The organism is Streptomyces sp. NPDC091371 (assembly GCF_040684275.1).
Classification (GTDB): Bacteria; Actinomycetota; Actinomycetes; order Streptomycetales; family Streptomycetaceae; genus Streptomyces.
Genome location: NZ_JBFBFP010000019.1, coordinates 106,868 through 128,493 on the forward strand (window position 1 = coordinate 106,868; position 21,626 = coordinate 128,493).

Annotated in this window: 23 protein-coding genes; 13 read left to right on the top strand and 10 right to left on the bottom strand. The window is 70.8% G+C overall.

Going from position 1 to position 21,626, the window contains the following annotated elements; all coding sequences use genetic code 11:
- Positions 1 to 9: 9 nt before the first annotated feature.
- Positions 10 to 654: a dihydrofolate reductase family protein gene (locus tag AB0O21_RS21775; protein ID WP_365172850.1), complete on the top strand. Its 645-nt coding sequence runs from the start codon at positions 10 to 12 to the stop codon at positions 652 to 654.
- A gap of 85 nt (positions 655 to 739) precedes the next feature.
- On the opposite strand, the gene AB0O21_RS21780 is transcribed toward AB0O21_RS21775, so the two are convergent.
- Positions 740 to 2,557, bottom strand: a complete 1,818-nt coding sequence (locus tag AB0O21_RS21780) for a bifunctional metallophosphatase/5'-nucleotidase (protein ID WP_365172852.1) — start codon at positions 2,555 to 2,557, stop codon at positions 740 to 742.
- Positions 2,558 to 2,725: 168 nt separating this feature from the next.
- Here AB0O21_RS21780 and mshD point away from each other — a divergent pair, with 168 nt between their 5' ends.
- The 7 genes from mshD (at position 2,726) to pstB (ending at position 11,667) form a co-directional block, all read left to right on the top strand.
- Positions 2,726 to 3,652 (top strand): mycothiol synthase, encoded by a 927-nt coding sequence (mshD, locus tag AB0O21_RS21785; protein ID WP_365172854.1) that lies wholly within the window; start codon positions 2,726 to 2,728, stop codon positions 3,650 to 3,652.
- A gap of 429 nt (positions 3,653 to 4,081) precedes the next feature.
- A complete protein-coding gene (locus tag AB0O21_RS21790; RefSeq protein ID WP_365172856.1) occupies positions 4,082 to 6,337 on the top strand; it encodes an RNA degradosome polyphosphate kinase in 2,256 nt (751 codons plus the stop codon).
- On the top strand, positions 6,318 to 7,277 hold the full coding sequence (locus AB0O21_RS21795; protein WP_365172857.1) for a CHAD domain-containing protein: 960 nt from the start codon (positions 6,318 to 6,320) through the stop codon (positions 7,275 to 7,277). The genes AB0O21_RS21790 and AB0O21_RS21795 overlap by 20 nt, the downstream gene beginning before the upstream one ends.
- 245 nt (positions 7,278 to 7,522) lie before the next feature.
- Entirely contained in the window at positions 7,523 to 8,659 is a 1,137-nt protein-coding gene (gene pstS, locus AB0O21_RS21800) for a phosphate ABC transporter substrate-binding protein PstS (protein WP_365172858.1), read from the top strand.
- Between the two features lie 130 nt (positions 8,660 to 8,789).
- Positions 8,790 to 9,779, top strand: coding sequence for a phosphate ABC transporter permease subunit PstC (pstC, locus tag AB0O21_RS21805; protein ID WP_365172859.1), 990 nt, complete (start codon positions 8,790 to 8,792; stop codon positions 9,777 to 9,779).
- Positions 9,779 to 10,861, top strand: a complete 1,083-nt coding sequence (gene pstA / locus AB0O21_RS21810; RefSeq protein WP_365172860.1) for a phosphate ABC transporter permease PstA — start codon at positions 9,779 to 9,781, stop codon at positions 10,859 to 10,861. Before pstC ends, pstA begins: the two co-directional genes overlap by 1 nt.
- A 29-nt stretch (positions 10,862 to 10,890) precedes the next feature.
- Positions 10,891 to 11,667: a phosphate ABC transporter ATP-binding protein PstB gene (gene pstB, locus AB0O21_RS21815; protein ID WP_365172861.1), complete on the top strand. Its 777-nt coding sequence runs from the start codon at positions 10,891 to 10,893 to the stop codon at positions 11,665 to 11,667.
- A gap of 241 nt (positions 11,668 to 11,908) precedes the next feature.
- Here the strand turns inward: pstB and AB0O21_RS21820 are convergent, their stop codons facing one another.
- Both AB0O21_RS21820 and AB0O21_RS21825 read right to left on the bottom strand, forming a co-directional pair.
- Positions 11,909 to 12,907 (bottom strand): inorganic phosphate transporter, encoded by a 999-nt coding sequence (locus AB0O21_RS21820; RefSeq protein ID WP_365172862.1) that lies wholly within the window; start codon positions 12,905 to 12,907, stop codon positions 11,909 to 11,911.
- Between the two features lie 5 nt (positions 12,908 to 12,912).
- Positions 12,913 to 13,533 carry a DUF47 family protein gene (locus AB0O21_RS21825; protein WP_189734839.1) on the bottom strand — a complete coding sequence of 207 codons (621 nt, stop codon included), beginning with the start codon at positions 13,531 to 13,533 and terminating at the stop codon, positions 12,913 to 12,915.
- A gap of 184 nt (positions 13,534 to 13,717) precedes the next feature.
- Here AB0O21_RS21825 and AB0O21_RS21830 point away from each other — a divergent pair, with 184 nt between their 5' ends.
- The gene (locus AB0O21_RS21830) at positions 13,718 to 14,038 is read left to right on the top strand and encodes a metal-sensitive transcriptional regulator (RefSeq protein ID WP_365172863.1); all 321 of its coding nucleotides are present in this window, start codon (positions 13,718 to 13,720) and stop codon (positions 14,036 to 14,038) included.
- Positions 14,039 to 14,184: 146 nt separating this feature from the next.
- Here the strand turns inward: AB0O21_RS21830 and AB0O21_RS21835 are convergent, their stop codons facing one another.
- Positions 14,185 to 14,340, bottom strand: a complete 156-nt coding sequence (locus AB0O21_RS21835) for a hypothetical protein (protein ID WP_327419582.1) — start codon at positions 14,338 to 14,340, stop codon at positions 14,185 to 14,187.
- 181 nt (positions 14,341 to 14,521) lie between these two features.
- The gene (locus tag AB0O21_RS21840) at positions 14,522 to 15,268 is read right to left on the bottom strand and encodes a hypothetical protein (protein ID WP_365172898.1); all 747 of its coding nucleotides are present in this window, start codon (positions 15,266 to 15,268) and stop codon (positions 14,522 to 14,524) included.
- A 240-nt stretch (positions 15,269 to 15,508) separates the two neighbouring features.
- On the opposite strand from AB0O21_RS21840, the gene AB0O21_RS21845 reads away from it, so the two are divergent.
- Together AB0O21_RS21845 and AB0O21_RS21850 are read left to right on the top strand one after the other, a co-directional pair.
- Positions 15,509 to 15,694, top strand: a complete 186-nt coding sequence (locus tag AB0O21_RS21845) for a hypothetical protein (protein WP_365172900.1) — start codon at positions 15,509 to 15,511, stop codon at positions 15,692 to 15,694.
- Positions 15,695 to 15,748: 54 nt separating this feature from the next.
- Positions 15,749 to 15,970: a hypothetical protein gene (locus AB0O21_RS21850; RefSeq protein ID WP_365172864.1), complete on the top strand. Its 222-nt coding sequence runs from the start codon at positions 15,749 to 15,751 to the stop codon at positions 15,968 to 15,970.
- A 127-nt stretch (positions 15,971 to 16,097) separates the two neighbouring features.
- Here AB0O21_RS21850 and AB0O21_RS21855 read toward each other — a convergent pair whose 3' ends face one another.
- The 4 genes from AB0O21_RS21855 to AB0O21_RS21870 form a co-directional block, all read right to left on the bottom strand.
- Positions 16,098 to 16,838 carry a phosphatase PAP2 family protein gene (locus AB0O21_RS21855; protein WP_365172865.1) on the bottom strand — a complete coding sequence of 247 codons (741 nt, stop codon included), beginning with the start codon at positions 16,836 to 16,838 and terminating at the stop codon, positions 16,098 to 16,100.
- A gap of 204 nt (positions 16,839 to 17,042) precedes the next feature.
- A complete protein-coding gene (locus AB0O21_RS21860) occupies positions 17,043 to 18,050 on the bottom strand; it encodes a bifunctional lytic transglycosylase/C40 family peptidase (RefSeq protein WP_365172901.1) in 1,008 nt (335 codons plus the stop codon).
- A gap of 165 nt (positions 18,051 to 18,215) precedes the next feature.
- Positions 18,216 to 19,010: a thioesterase family protein gene (locus AB0O21_RS21865; protein WP_365172866.1), complete on the bottom strand. Its 795-nt coding sequence runs from the start codon at positions 19,008 to 19,010 to the stop codon at positions 18,216 to 18,218.
- A 52-nt stretch (positions 19,011 to 19,062) separates the two neighbouring features.
- Positions 19,063 to 19,671 (bottom strand): LysE family transporter, encoded by a 609-nt coding sequence (locus AB0O21_RS21870; RefSeq protein ID WP_365172868.1) that lies wholly within the window; start codon positions 19,669 to 19,671, stop codon positions 19,063 to 19,065.
- 64 nt (positions 19,672 to 19,735) lie between these two features.
- On the opposite strand from AB0O21_RS21870, the gene AB0O21_RS21875 reads away from it, so the two are divergent.
- Entirely contained in the window at positions 19,736 to 20,236 is a 501-nt protein-coding gene (locus AB0O21_RS21875) for a GNAT family N-acetyltransferase (RefSeq protein ID WP_365172870.1), read from the top strand.
- A gap of 4 nt (positions 20,237 to 20,240) precedes the next feature.
- The gene (locus tag AB0O21_RS21880) at positions 20,241 to 21,053 is read left to right on the top strand and encodes a pentapeptide repeat-containing protein (RefSeq protein WP_365172872.1); all 813 of its coding nucleotides are present in this window, start codon (positions 20,241 to 20,243) and stop codon (positions 21,051 to 21,053) included.
- A gap of 41 nt (positions 21,054 to 21,094) precedes the next feature.
- On the opposite strand, the gene AB0O21_RS21885 is transcribed toward AB0O21_RS21880, so the two are convergent.
- Positions 21,095 to 21,232 carry a hypothetical protein gene (locus AB0O21_RS21885; protein ID WP_365172874.1) on the bottom strand — a complete coding sequence of 46 codons (138 nt, stop codon included), beginning with the start codon at positions 21,230 to 21,232 and terminating at the stop codon, positions 21,095 to 21,097.
- Positions 21,233 to 21,626 lie beyond the last annotated feature (394 nt).

The following is a 21,626-nucleotide window of genomic DNA, read 5'->3' on the forward strand; positions in this document are numbered from 1 at the left end:
AGGGAACACATGAGCCAGCTACTGAGGGTCCAGAACTTCTGCGTCTCCGTCGACGGGTTCGGCGCCGGTGAGGGCCAGAGCCTGGAGAGGCCGTTCGGGCACGCCGATCCCGGTCAGATGTTCGCCTGGGCCGGCGCGACGGCGAGCTGGCCCAACCGCACCGATCCCGGGGGCAGCCGCGGCCTCGACGACTACTTCACCCGGGACTTCGCCCACAACATCGGCGCCGAGATCATGGGCCGCAACAAGTTCGGGCCGCAGCGCGGCCCCTGGCAGGACCACGGGTGGCGCGGCTGGTGGGGCGAGGAGCCCCCGTTCCACACCCCGGTGTTCGTCATGACCCACCACGCGCGCCCCTCGTTCACCCTCTCCGACACCACGTTCCACTTCGTCGACGGCGAGCCGGCGGCCGTGCTCGAGCAGGCGCGGGAGGCGGCGCGGGGCAAGGACGTCCGGCTCGGCGGCGGGGCCACCACCATCCGGGAGTTCCTCGACGCCGGCCTCGTCGACACCCTGCACGTGGCGGTCTCACCGGTGCGGCTCGGAGCCGGGGCGCGCCTGTGGGAGTCGCCGGACGAACTGCTCGACCGCTACCACCTGGACGTCGTACCCAGCCCGAGCGGCGTGACGCACCACCTGTTCTGGCGCGAATGAGAACGCCGAAGGGGCGGCGGGCGAGAAGCCCACCGCCCCTTCGGGCATGCCACCGGTACTACCGGCACTACCTCTACTACCAGTACTACTTGATGACCGTGATCCGGTCCGCCGCCGGCGGGGCGATCGGGGTCGCGGCCGTCGACTTCATCAGGTAGGCGTTGAAGCAGTCCAGGTCGGACGGGCCGACCAGCTTGTTCTTGTGCTCCTTCAGGACGGTGAAGCCGTCACCGCCGCCCGCGAGGAACTCGTTCATCGCGACCCGGTAGGTCTTGGCGGGGTCGATCGCCGCGCCGTTCAGCTTGACCGAGTCCACGACGATGCGGTCCGCACCGGCCTTCGTCATGTCGAGGGTGTACGTGAAGCCCTTCGACACCTGCAGGATCTTCGGGTTGGCGCCGTTGACCGGGCCGGTGACCTGCTGCTGGAGCGCGGTGATCAGCTGCGCGCCGGTCAGGTCGACGATGTTCATCATGTTGTTGAACGGCTGGACCGTGTAGGACTCGCCGTACGTCACGACACCGTCGCCCTCGGCGCCGCCCGCCTTGTAGGCGAGGTCGGCGCGGATGCCGCCCGGGTTCATGATGGCCAGCTGCGCGCCGCCCTTGTCCGCCGGGGCCAGGGCCTCCAGCTGCGCGTCGGCGATCAGGTCGCCCAGCGGCTTCTCCGGCGCCTCCGAGCCGCGGCCCGGGATGTCGGCGGAGATGAACCCCTGCGGGCGGTTGGCGATCGGGGCCGCCAGGGCCTTCCAGCGGTCGACCAGCTCGGTCATGTCCGGGGCCTTGGGCTGGTCCCGGGTGACGACCTTGTTGACCGGCTTGGGCGCCTTGACCGGGGTGCGGACTATGTCCTTGGTCGCGCGGTCGTAGGTGAGGGTGGTGTCCGTGAACAGCCGGCCGTACGAGGCGGCGGAGGTGACCGTACGCGGGTTGCCCGCCGGGTCGGGGATGTTGCAGCTGTAGGCCTGGTGCGTGTGGCCGGTGACCAGGGCGTCGACCTTCGGGTCCACGTTCTTGGCGATGTCCACGATCGCGCCCGAGACGCCGGCGCCGGCACCCGGGACGTCGCAGTCGTAGTTGTACGCGCCGCTCGCGGGCAGACCGCCCTCGTGGATCAGCGCGACGATCGACTTCACGCCCTGCTTGTTCAGCTCGGCGGCGTACTTGTTGATCGTCTCGACCTCGTCGTTGAACTTCAGGCCCTTGACGCCCTCGGCGGTGACGACGTCCGGAGTGCCCTCCAGGGTGACGCCGATGAAGCCGATCTTCACGTCCCCCTTCTTCCAGACGAAGGTGGGCGACAGCATCGGACGCTTGGTCTTCTCGTCCGTGACGTTCGCGGCGAGGTACTTGAACTCGGAGCCCGTGAACTCCTTGCCGTACTCGAAGCAGCCCTCGACCGGGTGACAGCCGCCGTACACCATGCGGCGCAGCTCGGCCTTGCCCTCGTCGAACTCGTGGTTGCCGACGCTGGAGACGTCCAGGTCCAGCTTGTTGAGCGCCTCGACGGTCGGCTCGTCGTGGAAGATGCCCGACAGCATCGGGCTGCCGCCGATCATGTCACCGGCCGCGGCGGTGACGGAGTACTCGTGGCCCTTGCGGGCCTCGCGCAGGCTGGTCGCGAGGTACTCGACCCCGCCCGCGGGTATGGCCTTGGTGGTGCCGTCGGCCTGACGCTCGGTCACGTTGCCGGAGGAGCCCTGCGGGGGCTCCAGCGTGCCGTGGAAGTCGTTGAACGACAGCAGCTGCACGTCGACGGTCCGGTGCTTGGCGGCCGCGCCGCCACCACTCGCGGCTCCGGCCGGGAGGGCGGCGGCGACCATGGCCCCGGCCCCGGCGGTGACCGCCAGCGCGGTAAGGGTCAACCGGCGGGCTCGGCGGTGCCGTTGTGGCGTCGCTGACATTTAATCCCCTTTGTGGACAGCGATGATGCTCGGTAGGTCCGCCGCAGCCTATTGTCAACGCGCGTAGCACGACAGGGGGGAACGGGTATCGCGTTGGTTACATGCAGAAGACGGATCGACCCCGCGCCCAGGCTCCACCACCCGCCACAGACGGCCTAGGCTCGTGTCATGACTGACGCAGCAGCGGCCCTGGAGCCGGGACGGCAGATTGAGACCCTCGACGAGCTGACGGAGGAACAGGCCGAATCCGTCCTCGCACTGATCGAGGACGCGGCCCGGACGGACGGCACCACCGCCGTGTCCGAGCAGGGCCGGCTCCAGCTGCGCGGCGGGCCGCGCGAGGGGATCCGGCACTTCCTGCTCACCGAGGGCGGGCGGCTCGCCGGATACGGGCAACTGGAGGACACCGACCCGGTGGAGGCCCCCGCCGCCGAGCTCGTCATCCACCCGGCGCTGCGCGGCCGCGGGCACGGGCGGGCCCTGGGCTCGGCCCTGCTGGCCGCCTCGGGCAAGCGGATCCGGGTGTGGGCGCACGGCGGCAAGTCGGCCGCGCGGCACCTCGCGCAGGTGCTCGGGCTGACCCTCTTCCGCGAACTGCGCCAGCTGCGCCGCCCGCTGGCCGAAGGCGACCCGCTGCCCGAGCCGGTCCTGCCGCCCGGGGTGACGGTCCGCACCTTCGTGCCGGGCTCCGACGACGCCGCCTGGCTCGCGGCGAACGCGGCCGCCTTCGCCCACCACCCCGAGCAGGGCGCGCTGACCCAGCGGGACCTCAACGACCGGATCGCGCAGCCGTGGTTCGACGCGGACGGCTTCTTCCTGGCCGAGCGGGAAGGCGAGCTGGTCGGCTTCCACTGGACGAAGGTCCACGCGAAGGACGAGCTCGGCGAGGTCTACGTGCTCGGCGTCCGCCCGGGCGCCCAGGGCGGCGGCCTCGGCAAGGCCCTCACCGCGATCGGCCTGCGCCACCTCGCGGCCCAGGGCCTGCCGACGGCGATGCTCTACGTGGACGCCGACAACCCGGCGGCCCTGCGCGTCTACGAGGGCCTCGGCTTCACGACCCACGAGGTGGACCTGATGTACCGCACGGAGAGCTGACCGCACCCGGCCCGGGCGTACGGACCTCGCCGCCGCTGCCGGGGCTCCGCCCCGGACCCCGCGCCTCAAACGCCGGCGGGGCTGGAATTGCCCTCCGGGCAATCCAGCCCGCCCGGGCGCAAGGTCGCGCTGCGCGCACTCGCAGGCTGAGGCCGGCCAAGATCCAGCCTCGCCGGCGATTGAGGCGCGGGGGTCCGGGGGCAGCGCCCCCGGCAACGGCGCCGCACCCGGCCCCCCACCCGCCGCGGCACAGCGCAGCGCACCGCACCGGTCCGTGCGTCAGCCGGACCCGGGAAGCCACACGCCATTAACCGGGCATTCAGACGCGCTTGCGACGCTCCGTGAATGCAGCCCCGGCAGCCCCGACTCCGACTGACGGCCGACAGTTCCGACGCGCCTGTCCTCCCGCGCGCGCGGAAGAATGGAGTCATGAGCCACAAGCCCAGCGCAGGCCCCACCGAGGTCCCCGCCCAGCACCCGTCTCACAACGCCACCACCGCCGCGGCCCAGCGCAGCGCACCCCGGCTGGGGTCCATAGCCGCGCACCGGCCCCACGTGGGTCTCGACCCGGACCTCGACGCCGATCTGGACGCGTACGAGGACAAGGACGGCGGCGAGCTCCCGCCGGGCCGCTTCCTGGACCGGGAGCGCAGCTGGCTCGCCTTCAACGAGCGGGTGCTGGAGCTCGCCGAGGACCCCACCACGCCCCTCCTGGAGCGGGCGAACTTCCTGGCGATCTTCGCGAGCAACCTCGACGAGTTCTTCATGGTCCGCGTGGCCGGCCTCAAACGGCGTATCGCGACCGGTGTCGCCACCCGTTCGGCCTCGGGCCTCCAGCCCCGTGAGGTGCTGGACCTGATCTGGACCCGCTCGCGCGAGCTCATGGCCCGGCACGCCGCCTGCTTCCAGCAGGACATCGCCCCGGCCCTCGCCGAGGAGGGCGTCCACCTCATCCGCTGGCCCGACCTCACGGAGAAGGAGCAGGCGCGCCTCTTCACGCTGTTCCGGAACCAGATCTTCCCGGTGCTCACCCCGCTGGCCGTGGACCCCGCGCACCCGTTCCCGTACATCTCCGGCCTGTCCCTGAACCTGGCCGTCGTCGTACGCAACCCCGTCAGCGGCCACCGCCACTTCGCCCGGGTCAAGGTCCCGCCGATCCTCTCCCGCTTCCTGGAGGCCTCCCCGCAGCGCTACGTCCCGCTGGAGGACGTCATCGCCGCACACCTGGAGGAGCTGTTCCCCGGCATGGAGGTGCTCGCGCACCACATGTTCCGGGTGACCCGCAACGAGGACCTCGAGGTCGAGGAGGACGACGCGGAGAACCTCCTCCAGGCCCTGGAGAAGGAGCTCATGCGGCGCCGCTTCGGCCCGCCCGTGCGCCTGGAGGTCGAGGAGTCCATCGACCCCGGCGTACTGGACCTCCTCGTGCAGGAGCTGAAGGTCAACGCCTCCGAGGTGTACCCGCTGCCCGGCCCGCTGGACCTGACCGCCCTCTTCGGGATCGCCTCCCTGGACCGGCCCGAGCTGAAGTTCCCGAAGTTCGTCGCCGGCACCCACCGGGACCTCGCCGAGGTCGAGTCCGCGTCCGCGCCCGACATCTTCGCCGCCCTGCGCGAGCGGGACGTCCTGCTGCACCACCCGTACGACTCCTTCTCCACCTCGGTGCAGGCCTTCCTGGAGCAGGCCGCCGCCGACCCGGACGTCCTCGCGATCAAGCAGACGCTCTACCGCACCTCCGGCGACTCCCCGATCGTGGACGCCCTGATCGACGCCGCCGACTCCGGCAAGCAGGTCCTCGTACTCGTCGAGATCAAGGCCCGCTTCGACGAGCAGGCCAACATCAAGTGGGCGCGCAAGCTGGAGGAGTCCGGCTGCCACGTCGTCTACGGGCTCGTCGGCCTCAAGACCCACTGCAAGCTCTCGCTCGTCGTCCGCCAGGAGGGCGACACGCTGCGCCGCTACTCGCACGTGGGCACCGGCAACTACCACCCCAAGACCGCCCGGCTCTACGAGGACCTCGGCCTGCTCACCGCCGACCCGCAGGTCGGCGCGGACCTCTCCGACCTGTTCAACCGGCTGTCGGGCTACTCGCGCCGCGAGACCTACCGCCGGCTGATCGTGGCCCCGCGCTCGCTGCGCGACGGGCTGATAGCGCGGATCGACAAGGAGACCGCCCACCACAAGGCCGGCCGCCCCGCGTACGTCCGCATGAAGATGAACTCGATCGTCGACGAGGCGCTCATCGACTCGCTCTACCGGGCCTCCCAGGCGGGCGTGCCCGTCGACATCTGGGTCCGCGGCATCTGCGCCGTACGCCCCGGAGTCCCCGGGCTCTCGGAGAACATCCGGGTCCGCTCGATCCTCGGCCGCTTCCTGGAGCACTCCCGGGTCTTCGCCTTCGGCAGCGGCGGCGAACCCGAGGTGTGGATGGGCAGCGCCGACATGATGCACCGCAATCTCGACCGCCGTATCGAAGCACTGGTCAGGGTCGCCGACCCGGCCCACCGCGCGGCACTGGACCGGATGCTCGAGACCGGCATGTCCGACCTCACCTCCTCCTGGCACCTGGGCCCGGACGGCGAATGGACCCGGCACAGCACGGACTCCGAGGGCCAGCCGCTGCGGCACGTACAGGAGATGCTCATAGACGCCCGGAGGCGCCGGCGTGGCTCAGCCAAACCATGACCCGACCGCAGGTGACGTGCTCGGCGTCTACCTGACATCCCAAGCCACCGCTTTCCTGCGCGCGCTGCGCCTGCACGACGCGGGCGCGGCGGGCATGTCGGACTCCGCGGAGAGCAGCGAGGCGGCGCGCGGCCTGCGGGGGGCCGCGCGCCGGATCAGCGGCTCGCTGGCCACGTTCCGGGGGGTGACGGAGTCCTCCTGGGCGGACGGGCTGCGCACCGAGCTGGTGTGGCTGTCGACGACGCTGGCCGACGAGCACGCGTACGCGGCGAGGCTGGCGCGTCTGATGGACGCGCTGCACCGGCTGTCCGGGTCCTCCTCCGCGGAGCTGCCGGCCCCGCGGGCCGGCGCCGGCGCGCTCACGGTGGGTTCCGCCCGGGCCGGCGCGCTGCTGGAGCGGCAGCTGACCCTGGCCCGTACGCGCGCCCACTCGGCCACCCTCCAGGCCCTGGGCTCCGCCCGCTTCCACGCGGTGGCGGACGCGGTGGCGGTGCTGGCCTCGGAGGTCCCGCTGAACCTGGTGGCGGCCCGGGGCCGGGTGTCGGAGGTCCTGGTCCCGCTGGCAGAGGTGACCGAAAACCGCCTCTCGGCGGCGGTCGCGGCGCTCCCGCCGGTCGACCGCGCGCACCCGTACGACTGCGACCACGACGGGCTCTGGCACGAGGTGCGCCGCCTCCTGCGGGTCCACCGGTACGCGCGGGAGGCGCTGGGCGGGGACGTGGCCCGGCTGACGGCGGCGGGCGAGGCCCTGGACCGGCACCGCGACGCGGCCGAGGCCGCCGCGGCCTCGGCGACGGCGGCCCGCACCCCGCGCATCGCCCCCGCGACGGCGTACGCCCTGGGCGTGCTGCACGCGGACCAGCGGCACGAGGTGGAGGCGGCGCGGGCCGCCTTCCAGGACATCTGGCTTCCGGAGCCGGCCGCGGTCACGCCGCGGTAACGGCGGGATAACGGATGCTTACGGCCGTGTACGTACCGGTCGGAACGCACCGGGTCGTCCGCCACGGTTCACCGTCCGTTCACTCTCCCCGGTCGGCTGCTTCACCTGATCTGCCTAATTTCGGTGATGCACGGAGCGAGTCGCCGGACAGAACGAGCGGCCCCCCGGGCAAACCGACGTAGTCCTCTTCGCACGCCGCCCCGATACAGAAAGCGGCCGGCGGCTTCTGGAAGGAACACCCGAAAGTGAAGCTTCAGCGCAAGAACATGCTTCGTGCCTCTGCCCTCGGGGCGCTCGTCGTGTCCGGCGCCCTGGTCCTCACGGCGTGCGGCTCGGACGACAACACCAAGACCGCCGACGGCAGCCCGAAGGCCTCGGCTCCGGCCGCCGGCGACATCAAGTGCGACGACGCCAAGGGCAAGCTCCTGGCCTCCGGCTCCTCCGCCCAGAAGAACGCGGTCGAGCTGTGGATCAAGAACTACATGGCCGCCTGCTCCGGCGTCGAGGTCAACTACAAGTCCTCCTCCTCCGGTGAGGGCATCGTGGCCTTCAACCAGGGCACCGTCGGCTTCGCCGGCTCCGACTCGGCGCTGAAGCCGGAGCAGGTCGAGGAGTCGAAGAAGATCTGCACCGGTGGCCAGGGCGTCAACCTGCCGATGGTCGGCGGCCCCGTCGCCCTCGGCTTCAACGTCGCCGGCGTGGACAAGCTGAACCTGGACGCCGCCACGATCGCCAACATCTTCAACGACAAGATCAAGAAGTGGGACGACGAGGCGATCAAGAAGCTGAACCCGGGCGTCACGCTTCCCTCCACCGCCATCCAGGCCTTCCACCGCTCCGACGACTCGGGCACCACCGAGAACGTCACCAAGTACCTGAAGGCCACCGCCCCCGACGCCTGGCCGTACGAGGCCGCGAAGAAGTGGGCCGCTCCGGGTGGCCAGGCCGCCTCGGGCTCCGCCGGTGTCGCCGCCCAGGTCAAGCAGGTCGACGGTGCGATCGGCTACTTCGAGCTCTCCTTCGCCAGCTCGCAGAGCATCAAGACGGTCGACCTGAACACCGGTGCCGCCGCCCCGGTCAAGGCCACCGGTGAGAACGCCTCCAAGGCCATCGCCGCCGCCAAGGTCGCCGGCACCGGTTCGGACCTGGCCCTGAAGCTCGACTACACCACCAAGGCCGAGGGTGCCTACCCGCTGGTCCTGGTCACGTACGAGGTCGTCTGCGACAAGGGCAACAAGGCCGAGACGCTCCCGACCGTGAAGTCCTTCCTGAACTACGCCGCCTCGGACGCGGGCCAGAAGGTCCTCCTCGAGAACGGCTACGCGCCGATCCCGGCCGAGATCAACGCCAAGGTTCGCGAAGTCATCAAGACCCTCGGCTAAATCCTGACCCCGAGGTCCGGTCCGCCCCCCGTCCGGGGCGGACCGGACCCCGGGACCCTTCCCCTCCACCCGGGGGAAATCCGGTGCACCGCCGCCAGGGGGCCTGCCCCCCACACAGACCGGAAAGACCATGGCTTCCACCACACCCACCCAGATAGACACGGCTCCGCCTGTCGCCAAGAGCGAAAGGTCCACCGGCCGCGCCGGTGACAAGATCTTCGCCGGCCTCTCCAAGGGCTCCGGCATCCTGCTCCTGGTGATCATGGCGTCGATCGCCGCCTTCCTCACCTACCGCGCCTCGATCGCACTGTCGAAGAACGAGGGGAACTTCCTCACCACCTTCGACTGGAACGCGTCGGCCAACCCGCCCGTCTTCGGCATCGCCGTCCTGCTCTTCGGCACTGTCATCAGCTCGATCATCGCGATGGCCATCGCGGTTCCGATCGCTGTCGGCATCGCCCTCTTCATCTCGCACTACGCGCCGCGCAAGCTGGCCGCCCCCCTCGCCTACGTGGTCGACCTGCTGGCCGCCGTGCCGTCGATCATCTACGGCATCTGGGGCGCCCTCTTCCTCGTCCCGCAGCTGAACGGCCTGAACCTCTGGCTGGACGAGTACCTCGGCTGGACGTACGTCTTCGAGAAGACCCAGGTCGGCGTCGCCCGCTCGCTCTTCACCGTCGGCATCCTGCTCGCGATCATGATCCTGCCGATCGTGACCAGCGTCAGCCGCGAGGTCTTCCTCCAGGTCCCGCGCATGAACGAGGAAGCCGCCCTGGCCCTCGGCGCGACCCGCTGGGAGGTCATCCGGATGTCGGTGCTGCCCTTCGGCCGCTCCGGTGTCATCTCCGCCTCGATGCTCGGCCTCGGCCGCGCGCTCGGCGAGACCATGGCCGTCGCGACCGTCCTCTCCCCGAGCTTCCTGATCTCGTTCCACGTCCTCAACCCGGGCGGCGGCACCTTCGCGCAGAACATCGCCGCGAAGTTCGACGAGGCCAACGAGTTCGGCCGGGACGCGCTGATCGCCTCCGGTCTGGTCCTCTTCCTGCTCACCCTGCTGGTCAACGGTGCAGCTCGCCTGATCATCGCTCGCCGCAAGGACTTCTCGGGGGCGAACGCCTGATGAGCCACGCACTCCAGGACCAGCGCCCCGTCCGGGCCCGCAAGTCCGCCGCCCCCGCCGGCCTCACCCGAGGCGGCCTGCCCCGCTGGGCCCCGGCCGGCATCGCGGCCCTCTCGATCGCGCTCGGATCCGGCATCGGCCTCGCCCTCGACCTGAACAGCAAGATCCAGTGGGGCCTGATCGCCGCCCTGATCTTCATCGGGATCACTTACGCCGCCAGCGCGGTCATCGAGAACCGCCGCCAGGCCAAGGACCGCGTCGCGACCGCCCTCGTGTGGGTCTGCTTCGTCCTCGCGGTCATCCCGCTGCTCTCGCTGATGTGGACCACGATCAGCCGCGGCCTGAAGCTCCTCAGCGCCAACTTCCTCAGCCACTCCATGAACGGCGTGACCAGCTTCGACGAGGGCGGCGGCGTCTACCACGCGCTGCTCGGCACCATCGAGCAGGTCGCCCTGGCCACCCTGATCGCCGCCCCCATCGGCCTGCTGACCGCCGTCTACCTGGTCGAGTACGGCAAGGGCTCGCTCGCCAAGGCCGTGACCTTCTTCGTCGACGTCATGACCGGCATCCCCTCCATCGTCGCGGGTCTGTTCATCCTGACGACCTGGAACCTGATGCTCGGCTTCGGCCCCTCCGGCTTCGCCGGCGCCATGGCCCTGTCGATCCTGATGATGCCCGTCGTGGTCCGCTCCACCGAGGAGATGCTCAAGCTCGTCCCGAACGAGCTGCGCGAGGCCGCCCTGGCCCTCGGTGTGCCGAAGTGGCGCGTGATCCTCAAGGTCGTGCTCCCCACCGCCATCGGCGGTATCTCCACCGGTGTGATGCTGGCCGTCGCCCGCATCGCCGGTGAGACCGCCCCGATCATGCTGCTGGTCTTCGGCTCCCAGCTGATCAACGGCAACCCCTTCGAAGGCGCCCAGTCCTCGCTCCCCCTCTACATTTGGGAGCAGTACAAGGTCGGCAGTGAAGCCTCCTACGACCGCGCATGGGCCGCTGCGCTCGTCCTGATCGCCTTCGTCATGATCCTCAATCTGGTGGCCCGCGGCATCGCCCGCTGGAAGGCCCCGAAGACCGGTCGCTGACGCGACTACTGAAAGCGAAGTGACCCCTCATGGCTAAGCGAATCGACGTCAGCGGACTGTCCGCCTTCTACGGCAGCCACAAGGCCATCGACGACATCTCGATGACCGTGGAGCCCCGCTCCGTGACCGCCTTCATCGGCCCGTCCGGCTGCGGCAAGTCCACCTTCCTGCGCACCCTGAACCGCATGCACGAGGTCACCCCCGGCGGCCGCGTCGAGGGCAAGGTGCTCCTGGACGACGAGAACCTGTACGGCGCCGGCGTGGACCCGGTCGCGGTCCGCCGCACGGTCGGCATGGTGTTCCAGCGTCCGAACCCCTTCCCCACCATGTCGATCTTCGACAACGTGGCGGCGGGCCTGCGCCTCAACGGCTCCTTCAAGAAGTCCGAGCTCACGGACATCGTGGAGAAGTCCCTCCAGGGCGCCAACCTCTGGAACGAGGTCAAGGACCGCCTGAACAAGCCCGGCTCCGGCCTCTCCGGCGGCCAGCAGCAGCGTCTGTGCATCGCCCGCGCCATCGCGGTCGAGCCGCAGGTCCTGCTGATGGACGAGCCCTGCTCGGCCCTCGACCCGATCTCCACCCTCGCCATCGAGGACCTGATCGGCGAGCTCAAGGAGCGCTTCACGATCGTCATCGTGACGCACAACATGCAGCAGGCGGCCCGCGTCTCGGACCGCACCGCCTTCTTCAACCTCGCCGCGGTCGGCCAGCCCGGCAAGCTCGTCGAGATCGACGACACGGACCGGATCTTCTCCAACCCGTCCGTCCAGGCGACCGAGGACTACATCTCCGGCCGCTTCGGCTAAACCGCGAGGTGTACTGAGCGTCCTGCGGTGCTGCATGGCGGTGCCACCGCAAGGCGAAAGAAAGAAAAAGGGCCGGCTCCCCCTGGGTGGGGGGAGCCGGCCCGCTCTCGTTCCCGCGCCTGGACGAACGCCAGGTTCACGATCCAGAAGCACAGCGCGGCAACGAGCGCCGCCGCCGGCATCGCAATGCTGCATCGCCCGGGGGATGACCCCCGGACCCCCAGCAGGAGGCCCGCTCCCGCTAGACGAACGCCAGGTTCACGATCCAGAAGCACAGCGCGGCGACGAGCGCCGCCGCCGGCATCGTAATGAACCAGCCCAGGATGATGTTCTTGGCGACGCCCCACCGCACCGCGTTCACCCGCTTCGTCGCGCCCACACCCATGATCGCCGAGGTGATCACGTGGGTGGTGGAGATCGGCGCGTGGAAGAGGAACGCCGAGCCGAACATGATCGAGGCACCGGTGGTCTCCGCCGCGAAACCCTGCGGCGGGTCCAGCTCGATGATCTTGCGGCCGAGCGTACGCATGATCCGCCAGCCGCCCGCGTACGTACCCAGCGACAGCATCACGGCGCACGCGATCTTGACCCAGATCGGGATCGCGGCGCCCGCGCTCTCCACATCGGCGATGACCAGGGCCATCATCACGATGCCCATGGTCTTCTGCGCGTCCTGCAGACCGTGGCCCAGGGCCATGCCGGCCGCCGAGACGGTCTGCGCGATGCGGAAGCCGCGCTTCGCCTTGTGCGGGTTGGTCCGGCGGAACATCCACAGGATGCAGACCATCACCAGGTAACCGACCACGAGGCCGACCACCGGCGAGACGAACATCGGGATGACGACCTTGTCGAGCACGCCCGACCAGATCACCTGCGTGCCGCCGGCCAGCGCCGCGCCCACCATGCCGCCGAACAGCGCGTGCGAGGAGGACGAGGGCAGCCCGAAGTACCAGGTGATCAGGTTCCACACGATCGCGCCGACCAGCGCCGCGAAGAGGATCCACATGCCCGTGTTGCCCGTGGGCGTCTCGATCAGGCCCTCGCTGACCGTCTTGGCCACCCCGCTGCCCAGGAAGGCACCGGCGAGGTTCATCACCGCGGCCATCGCCAGGGCGGCGCGCGGGGTCAGCGCCCGCGTCGAGACCGAGGTCGCGATCGCGTTCGCGGAGTCGTGAAAACCGTTCGTATAGGTAAAGCCGAGCGCGACACCGATGGTCACGACCAGAGCGAAGGTGTCCACGAGGTTCAGGACTCCTTGACCGCGATGGTCTCCACCGTGTTCGCAACGTGCTCGAACGCGTCGGCCGCCTCTTCGAGCACGTCGACGATCTGCTTGAGCTTCAGCACCTCGATGGCGTCGTACTTGCCGTTGAAGAGCTGGGCGAGCAGCTTGCGGTGGATCTGGTCGGCCTGGTTCTCAAGGCGGTTGACCTCGATCCAGTACTCGGTGAGGTTCTCCATCGTCCGCAGGTGCGGCATGGCCTCGGCGGTCAGCTCGGCCGCGCGCGCCAGCACCTCGATCTGCTGCTCGACGCCCTTGGGGAGCTCCTCCACGTTGTAGAGGACGACCAGGTCGACCGCCTCCTCCATGAAGTCCATGATGTCGTCGAGCGACGAGGCCAGGTTGTAGATGTCCTCGCGGTCGAACGGCGTGATGAAGGAGGAGTTCAGCTGGTGGAAGATCGCGTGGGTCGCGTCGTCTCCCGCGTGCTCCGCCGCCCGCATCCGCTCCGCGATCTCGGCCCGTGCGGAGGAGTCCGCTCCGAGCAGTTCCATCAGGAGCTTGGAGCCCGTGACGATGTTGTCCGCGGATGCGGCGAACATGTCGTAGAAGCTCGTCTCCCTGGGGGTCAGACGAAATCGCACGTGAGGTCCTCGGGGTGCATTGGGTTCGGTCAGGCTGATGCTAGGCGCATCCCCCGGCCACGGCTAACCGGTGGTTCCCCAGTGTCCTCCATCAGGCAGAGTGAGGACCACGGACCCCTGACTCTTCGGCGGGAGCCCGGTATCCTATACCCATGAGGGGTATGCGCGGACCTTGGGAGGAAGCATGACGACCATCGAGGCAGAGGGCTCCGGAGCCGGAGCCGTCCACGGTTACCACCACCAGAAGGACGAGCACCTCAAGCGCCTGCGCCGGATCGAGGGCCAGATCCGCGGCCTCCAGCGGCTCGTGGACGAGGACGTGTACTGCATCGACATACTCACCCAGGTCTCCGCGAGCACGAAGGCCCTCCAGTCCTTCGCCCTCCAGCTCCTGGAGGAACACCTGCGCCACTGCGTCGCGGACGCGGCGGTCAAGGGCGGCACGGAAATCGACGCCAAGGTGGAAGAGGCCACAAAGGCCATCGCCCGCCTCCTGCGCACGTAACCCGCGCATCCTCCGGCCCCGCCGTACGAAATCCAGCCTCGCCGGCGTTTGAGGCGCGGGGGTCCGGGGGCGGAGCCCCCGGGTCTTTTCAGCCCCGCCGGCGTTTGAGGCGCGGGGTCTGGGGCAGCGCCCCGGGACCCGAAGGGTCAGCCCGACCAGATCCCCATCAGCACCTCGTCGATCCGGTCCTGGCTCAGCCGCTCCTCCACCGCGGCCGACGCCGCGATGATCAGCTCACCGCACAGTTCGATCTCGGCCAGCGCCACGTGGTCCTGCACCGTCGTACCGCCTGCGGGAGTCACGCGTGTCACCTCAATCTGCCACGGGCCACCGGCCACCGGCCGTCATCGGTCATGCCGCATCACACACTCGCCGGCACCCGGTTTCTCAGCGTAGGGAGACCGCCCGCCGCCGCACATGACACGGAAGGACCATTTCCGGGCACGGGGCCATGGCCCGGGCGGCAATACTGGCCTGATCCCACTACTCCGCGATCTTCCCCGCGTAGATGTCCGCGCTCGCGGGCAGCACCACTGTCACCGGCGTCCCGAACCCGTACAGCAGCGTCGTCGACGAGACGTCGATCACGCCGTCGTTGACGTAGGTGAACCGGTGGCGGACCTTCCGCAGCCGCCCCTCCTCGTCCAGGTACGCGTCGAACGGCACGGTGTCCTTGCTGAACCCTTTCGCCGCCGCCTCCAGCGCCCCCCGCAGCTCCGCCGAGGCGCTCCGCGCGGCCCGCCCGAGGTCCGTCGTCCCCCGGTAGTGCCGCACCTTGGTGCCCGCCACCTCGGTCTCCCCGACGTACGACACCTCCTGCGCGCCCCGCAGCAGCTCGGCCGCGACCAGCGGATCGGTGGCCCCGCCCGTGACCAGGTTCCCGTCGGCGAGGGCCGTCGTATCGACCCGGACCCACTTGTCGTCCGGCACGCCCGCGCCGCGGTTCTTCATGTACAGCGCGCCCGGTACGAGCAGCTCGGTGATGGGCCGGTGCTCGGCCTGCCCCTTCACGTCCGCCGGGAGCATGACCAGCAGCTGGCCCATCCGGTTCTTGAAGTCGACCCCGCCCTCGCCGCGGATCGTGACCCGGGTGCCGCCCGTGGCCATCTCCATGGCCGTACGGGCCCGGGCGCTGCCCGCCTTCGCCAGCGCGTCGGCGGCCCCGCGGACCACCGCCGCCGGGTCCGCGGGAGGCCGGTCGTCACCGCCGTCGCCCGCGCATCCGCCCATCGCCGTGACGGCCAGGGTGACGCCGGCTGCGAGCACCGCCTCACCCGCACGCCCGCGCCGCCGCCTGTGCTGGTGAACCACCATCGCCTGCCCAACCCCCAACGCGTGACCGCTGTCTGCCCGAGGCCCCACCCGCTCCGGTTAACGAGATCCGGGGTTTCCCGTCACGGCCCGCGGCCCTCCCGGGACCGCGCCCGACCCGGGTACCGTTGGGGCGTGGAACCGCACACCGAAGCGCCCTTGATCCCTCCGCTTTCCTCCGTACCGTTCCAGCGCCCGCAGTCGCAGCCGCCGACCGGGCACACCACCTCCACCGCCGAGCGGGGTTCCTTCTGTCTGGCGGTGTGCACCTGCGGCTGGCAGGGCCCGGCCCGCCGCTCCCGGGACCTGGCCCGCAAGGACGCCGCCCGGCACCTGACGGGGTAACCCGTTCGGACCACTCGGCTGGCCGGGCCGCGCGGGAGCGGATGCCCTTGACTCATGCCAGGACCCGCAGCCCGCCTCGCGGCCCTCCTCTGGGCCCTGCTCATCGTGTCCGCGCCCGCCGGCGCCGCCTGGGCCAGACCCGCGGGCTCGGCGGACGGGCCGGCCGACGTGGCCCTGGCCGTGGGACTCACCGCCGCCGCCGCCCTGGCGACCGGGCTGTGGCTGCGCTCCCGCTACCGCCGCGACGGCGACGCCGACGGCGGCGGCGACCCGTGACCCCCCGCCCCCGCCCGACGGCGGTGCGGATGTGCTTCGGCGCGGCGGGGCTGTGCCTGCTGGTGGCCGCGCTGCTCGCCGTATGGGACTCGTACGCCGGCGCCTGAAGGCGGATCAGGCCGCGTGTTCAGGCCGCGAGGTCGCTCTCCTGCGGGCGCTGCTCCCCCGCCGGGTTCGGCGCCTGCGCCAGCCCGACCGGTCGCGGCAGCATCCGCTCCTTGGCCCGTACGAGCCGCCCCAGGCGCGGGGCGCGGGCCACCGCGAGCACCACCGGGTTCAGCAGCGCCATGGTGAGCGGCGCGAGCACCAGGACGACGGCGGTACCGAGCGCGAAGCCGCCGATCACGTCGGTCGGGTAGTGGACGCCCATGTACACGCGGCACGCGCCCTCGGCGACGGCCAGCGCGATCCCGACGAGCCCGATCCTCCGGTTGGCCACGAACAGGCCGACGCCCAGGGCCATCGCGAGGGTGGCGTGGTCGCTGACGAAGGAGAACTGGGTGTTCCCGAACTCGGCGCCGAGCCGGTCCCCGAGGCCGGCGTCGAGCACGTTCAGCCCGTCGTGCTCAAGGAACGGCCGCGGCCTCCCGACGAATTCGCGCAGCGGTACGTTCACGAGCAGTGCGAGAGCGGCGGCCAGCGGGGCCCACACGAGCGCGGCGAAGGACTCGACGGCGGTGGCCTCGTCCTGGCGGCGGGCACCGCGCCAGCACCACAGGACCAGGAGCACCAGGGCCAGCGGGATCCCGTACGCACCGGCCAGGCCGACGGTCCGGTCCAGCCAGTCCGGGGCCTGCAGGGAAGCCCCGTTGATCCGGTACAGCAGGCTGACATCCACGTTCGGCCCACTGCTCGTGAGTCCAGCCATGGTGATGCGGCCCCTTGCTCTTGCCGTGGTTCCCCTGCGGGCGCACGCCGGTGTGCGCCCCTTCGCCCCCGTTGTGATCAAGCTCCGTGTCCATGGAACGCCCGTTCTGACAAGAACGTTCCACTCTCCACCGAATGATCACCCCAACGTTATCGAAGAGTGACTCATCGTCGCAGCTCAGGGCCTTTGCCTTACGGAGAGTTGCTACGGCGCCGCGCTCGCCCCGGCGCGCTCCGGAAGGGCCTCCGCGCCGTCCTTCGTCACCCGCGTGGCGCCGAAGTAGTCGGGCGTGTCGATCTTGTCGAAGCGGATCACGGCGCCGGTGTACGGGGCGTTGATCATGTAGCCGCCGCCCACGTAGAGGCCGACGTGCCGGATCTCCCGAGAGTTCGTCAGATCATCGGAGAAGAACACCAGGTCACCGGGGAGCAGTTGGTCCCGCGAGGGGTGCGGCCCGGCGTTGTACTGGTCGTTCGCCACGCGCGGCAGCTTGACCCCCACCGTCTCGTACGCGGCCTTGGTCAGCCCCGAGCAGTCGAACCGCCCGTCCTGGTCGGCCGTTCCGTTGCCGCCCCACAGATAGGGCGTGCCGAGCTGCTTCTGCGCGAAGTAGATGGCCCCGGCGGCCTGTTGCGAGGGAGCCACCCGGCCGACGGGCCGGGCGAAGCTCTTGGCCAGGCTCGTGATCGCCTTCACATAGCCCTGGGTCTCCTTGTACGGGGGCACGCCGCCGTACTTGATCACCGCGTAGGCGCCCGCGTTGTAGGCGGCGAGCATGTTCGACGCCGGATCACCGGGCACGCTCGCCACGTCCTTGGCCAGCTCGCAGTCGTACGAAGCAGCCGAGGGGATCGCGTCGTTCGGGTCCCAGATGTCACGGTCCCCGTCGCCATCGCCGTCGATGCCGTGGCCCGCCCAGGTGCCGGGGATGAACTGCGCGATGCCGCGCGCGTCCGCCGGGCTGACGGCACTGGGGTTCCAGCCGCTCTCCGAGTACAGCTGGGCGGCGAGCAGCGCCGGGTTGATGGCCGGGCACAGGTTGCCCCACTTCTCCACCAGCGCCTGGTACTTCGCGGGCACCGCCCCCTTGGCCAGGCCCACCGCACTGCCGCCCGCACCCGCGCGCCCCAGTCCCGCGGCGGCGGAGTACGTCCCCACGACGAGCAGCACGAGGAAGCTCAGGCACAGCCCGATCCCGATCCCGCCGGCCATCCAGAATCTGCGCACCCGTCAACCCTCCCCCATCGCCGTCGCTTTCGGACGCGATTCGACCGTGTCGCCTGTCCTACTAGCCCACTTGCCATCTTTGACCGGCGGGCGGACGGGCGTCCAGTCCATCCCGGCCCGTGAGCGGCTGCCGAGGGGGCTACCGGGCGGCTACCGGGGAGCGACGAAGAGGCTCTGCGCGCTCCGTCCGATCGGCCCCTTCTCGTCGTGCAGCCGCGCGTCCGCCAGGCCGATCCCGGCGGCGTCCACGCTGGTGGCCGCCTCCACGCAGACCCACTCGCCCACCGGGTGGCGGTGCAGGTGGACGGTCAGGTCACCGTTGACGAAGACGAACCGGTGGAAGTCCATCACCGAGCTGATGCCGTTGCCCGAGTCCGCGGCGACCAGCACCCGGTCCAGCGCACGGGTTTCCTCGCCCGCGACGAGCGGCACCCCCATCCGCATCCAGCAGGTGCCCGGCCCCCGGTCGACGAACGTGCCCTCGGTGAACCGGGTCTCCATCGCCGTGTGGTAGCCCACGTCCCACGGCACCGGGAAGAACGGCGTCCGCGCCACCTCCCCCGGCGAGGGCAGCCCCGGCCCCGGCAGCACCGCCGGCACCGCCTCCCCGGCGACCCGGATCCGCAGCGCCCGCGCCAGCATCACCGGCCCGGCCGCACCCTCCGGCGTCAGGGCGGCCTCGACCACCTCGGTGCTGCGGCCGGACCGGAGCACGCTCGTGGTGACCTCCAGCGCGCCGATCGGCACCGGGCGCAGGATCTCGTACGTGATCCGCGCGATCCGCATGTCCGTACGCCCGCCCGGCCGCTCCTCGACGGCCCGCCCGAGCAGCGCGGCCGGCGGGCCGGCGTGCTGGGAGCCGGGGTCCCACGGACCCCGCGTGTACTCGGTGGCGGCGAACCGCCCGGCATCGACCCGTTCGTAGAACCCCTCGACAGCACCCATGCACCGCACGCTACCGACAGGTAACCACCGGCACCAGACCCGCGCCGCGCACTCAGCGGGCGAACCCCAGCCCCACCCCCAGCCCCACCAGCACCGACCCGATGGCCCGGTTCAACGTCTTCTGCGCCTTCAGCATCCGCTCGCGCAGCCGGGAGTCTGAGAAGAACAGCGCCACCGCCCCGAACCAGGCCAGGTGCGCCGCCGACATGAACAGCCCGTACCCAGCCTGCTGCCACACCGGCGTGTCCGGGCCCACCACCTGCGTGAACGTCGACACCACGAACAGCGTCGTCTTCGGGTTCAGCACATTGGTCAGGAACCCGGACCGCAGCGCCCCGGCCCGCGTCAGCTCCGGCTTCGAGTCCAGGTCCACGGTCACCGACTCCCGCGCGCGGAAGGTCCGTATCCCGATCCACACCAGATACGCCGCACCGGCCAGCTTGATCGCCGTGAACAGCGCGGTCGAGGAGGCGATCAGCAGGCCGACCCCGAGCATCGTGTACGTGACGTGGACGAGCACCCCGGCCGCGACCCCGGCGGCGGCGAACAATCCGGTGGGCCGCCCGTAGAGGTAGCTGTTGCGGACCACCATGGCGAAATCGGCGCCGGGACTGATCACGGCGAGAAGGGTAATGACGGCAACTGCGATCACTTCTGTCATACGCCGATCCTCACCGCCCGCCCTCCCCGGCTCAACCCCCTCCGCCCTCCGCATACTTGACCGCATGCCGCACTCGCACCCGCTCTCCCTGATCCCCTACCGGCCGGCCACCGACGCACCCCTGCTCCGCTCATGGGTGACCACCCCCGCCGAGCTGATGACCTGGGCCGGCCCCTCCTTCTCCTGGCCCCTGGACGACGCCCAGCTCACCGCCTACGCCGCCGAGCCCGGCCGCCGCACATGGACCGCCGTCTCCCGCGACGGCCGCCCCGTCGGCCACGCCTCGGTCGCCGGCACCCGCCTCGGCCGCGTCCTGATCGCCCCCGGGGCCCGCGCGCAGGGCCTGGGACGGGCCCTCGTCTCGCAGGCCGTGGAGCTCTGCTTCGGCGAGCTGGCCCTCCCGGAGATCACCCTGGGCGTCTGGTCCCACAACACGGCGGCGATCCGCATCTACGAGGACCTCGGCTTCCGCACGCACCAGGTGATCGAGAACGTCGAGGAGGTCGACGGGACCCCCTGGACCGCCCACCAGATGCGACTGCCCTCCCCGCACGGGGGACAATGAGGCAGTGCCTCCCACTCCCCTCCCCGTCCTGCAAGCCGACTGCTCCAGCTGCTTCGCGCTCTGCTGCGTCGCCCTCCCCTTCGCCAAGTCCAACGACTTCGCCGTGAACAAGCCGACCGGAACCCCCTGCAAGAACCTCCGGCAGGACTTCCGCTGCGGCATCCACACGCAGCTGCGCGACAAGGGCTTCCAGGGCTGCACCGTCTTCGACTGCTTCGGCGCGGGCCAGCAGGTCTCCCAGGTCACCTTCGGCGGCCGGGACTGGCGCACCGACCCAGGCACGGCCCGCCCGATGTTCGACGTCTTCCCGGTGATGCGGCAGCTGCACGAGCTGCTCTTCTACCTCGCCGAGGCCCTCACCCTCCCGGCCGCCGCCCCGCTCCACGAGGACCTCCGCCGCGCCCTGGCCACCACAGAACAGTGGACCCGCGCCGACGCCGCCGCCCTCGCGTCCCTCGACGTATCCACCCTCCGCCAGGACGCGAACACCCTCCTCCTGAAGACCAGCGAGCTCGTACGGGCCAAGGTGCCGGGCCGCAAGAAGAACCACCGCGGCGCCGACCTCATGGGAGCCCGCCTCTCCGGCGCCGACCTGCGCGGTGCGAACCTCCGCGGCGCCTACCTGATCGCCGCCGACCTCCGCCGCGCCGACCTCCGTACGGCCGACATGATCGGCGCCGACCTCCGCGATGCCGACCTCCGCGACGCGGACCTGCGCGAGGCCGTCTTCCTCACCCAGGCCCAGCTGGGCGCCGCCCGGGGCAACCCCGCCACCCGCATTCCCCCCACCCTCACCCGCCCCACCCACTGGACCTGACGCGGCCCCCGCGCCGCGGGGGCGGCGAAGCACCACGTACATCAGGGCCTGACGATGGCCGTCCACCCCGACGGACACGTCACCACGCCCGCCGTGTGCGTGCAGTAGTTCTCGTAGATGTCACCCGTGGTCGTCAGGACCTTGATCCGCACAGTGTTGCCCTCGCTGGCGATCGACACGCTGCACGCGTTCCTCGGGTGCCCCGGGTTCGCCGACGTGGTCAGGTTCTTCCAGGAGTAGGGGCCCGGGGCGGGGTTCACCGTCCGCCGCCCGATGAAGGTCCGCCCCCGGTCCAGCGCCGCGGTGAACTCCAGGTTCGCCGTACCCCGGATCGTGTCGATGTCCGAGCACGGCCCGGGAGGACCGGGCGGCCCCGCCGGACCCCGGTCACCCTTGGGCCCCTTCGGCCCCGCCGGCCCCCTCGGCCCCGCCGGCCCCCTCGGCCCCGGAGAGCCCTTCGGGCCCTTCCCTCCCCGCGGCCCCGCACAGCGGTCGCCGCCGACGCCCGGCACCGCCCTCACCTCCTCCTTCCCCATCGCCCTCCTGTCCTCCGGGCACCCACTGCCCGCCGAG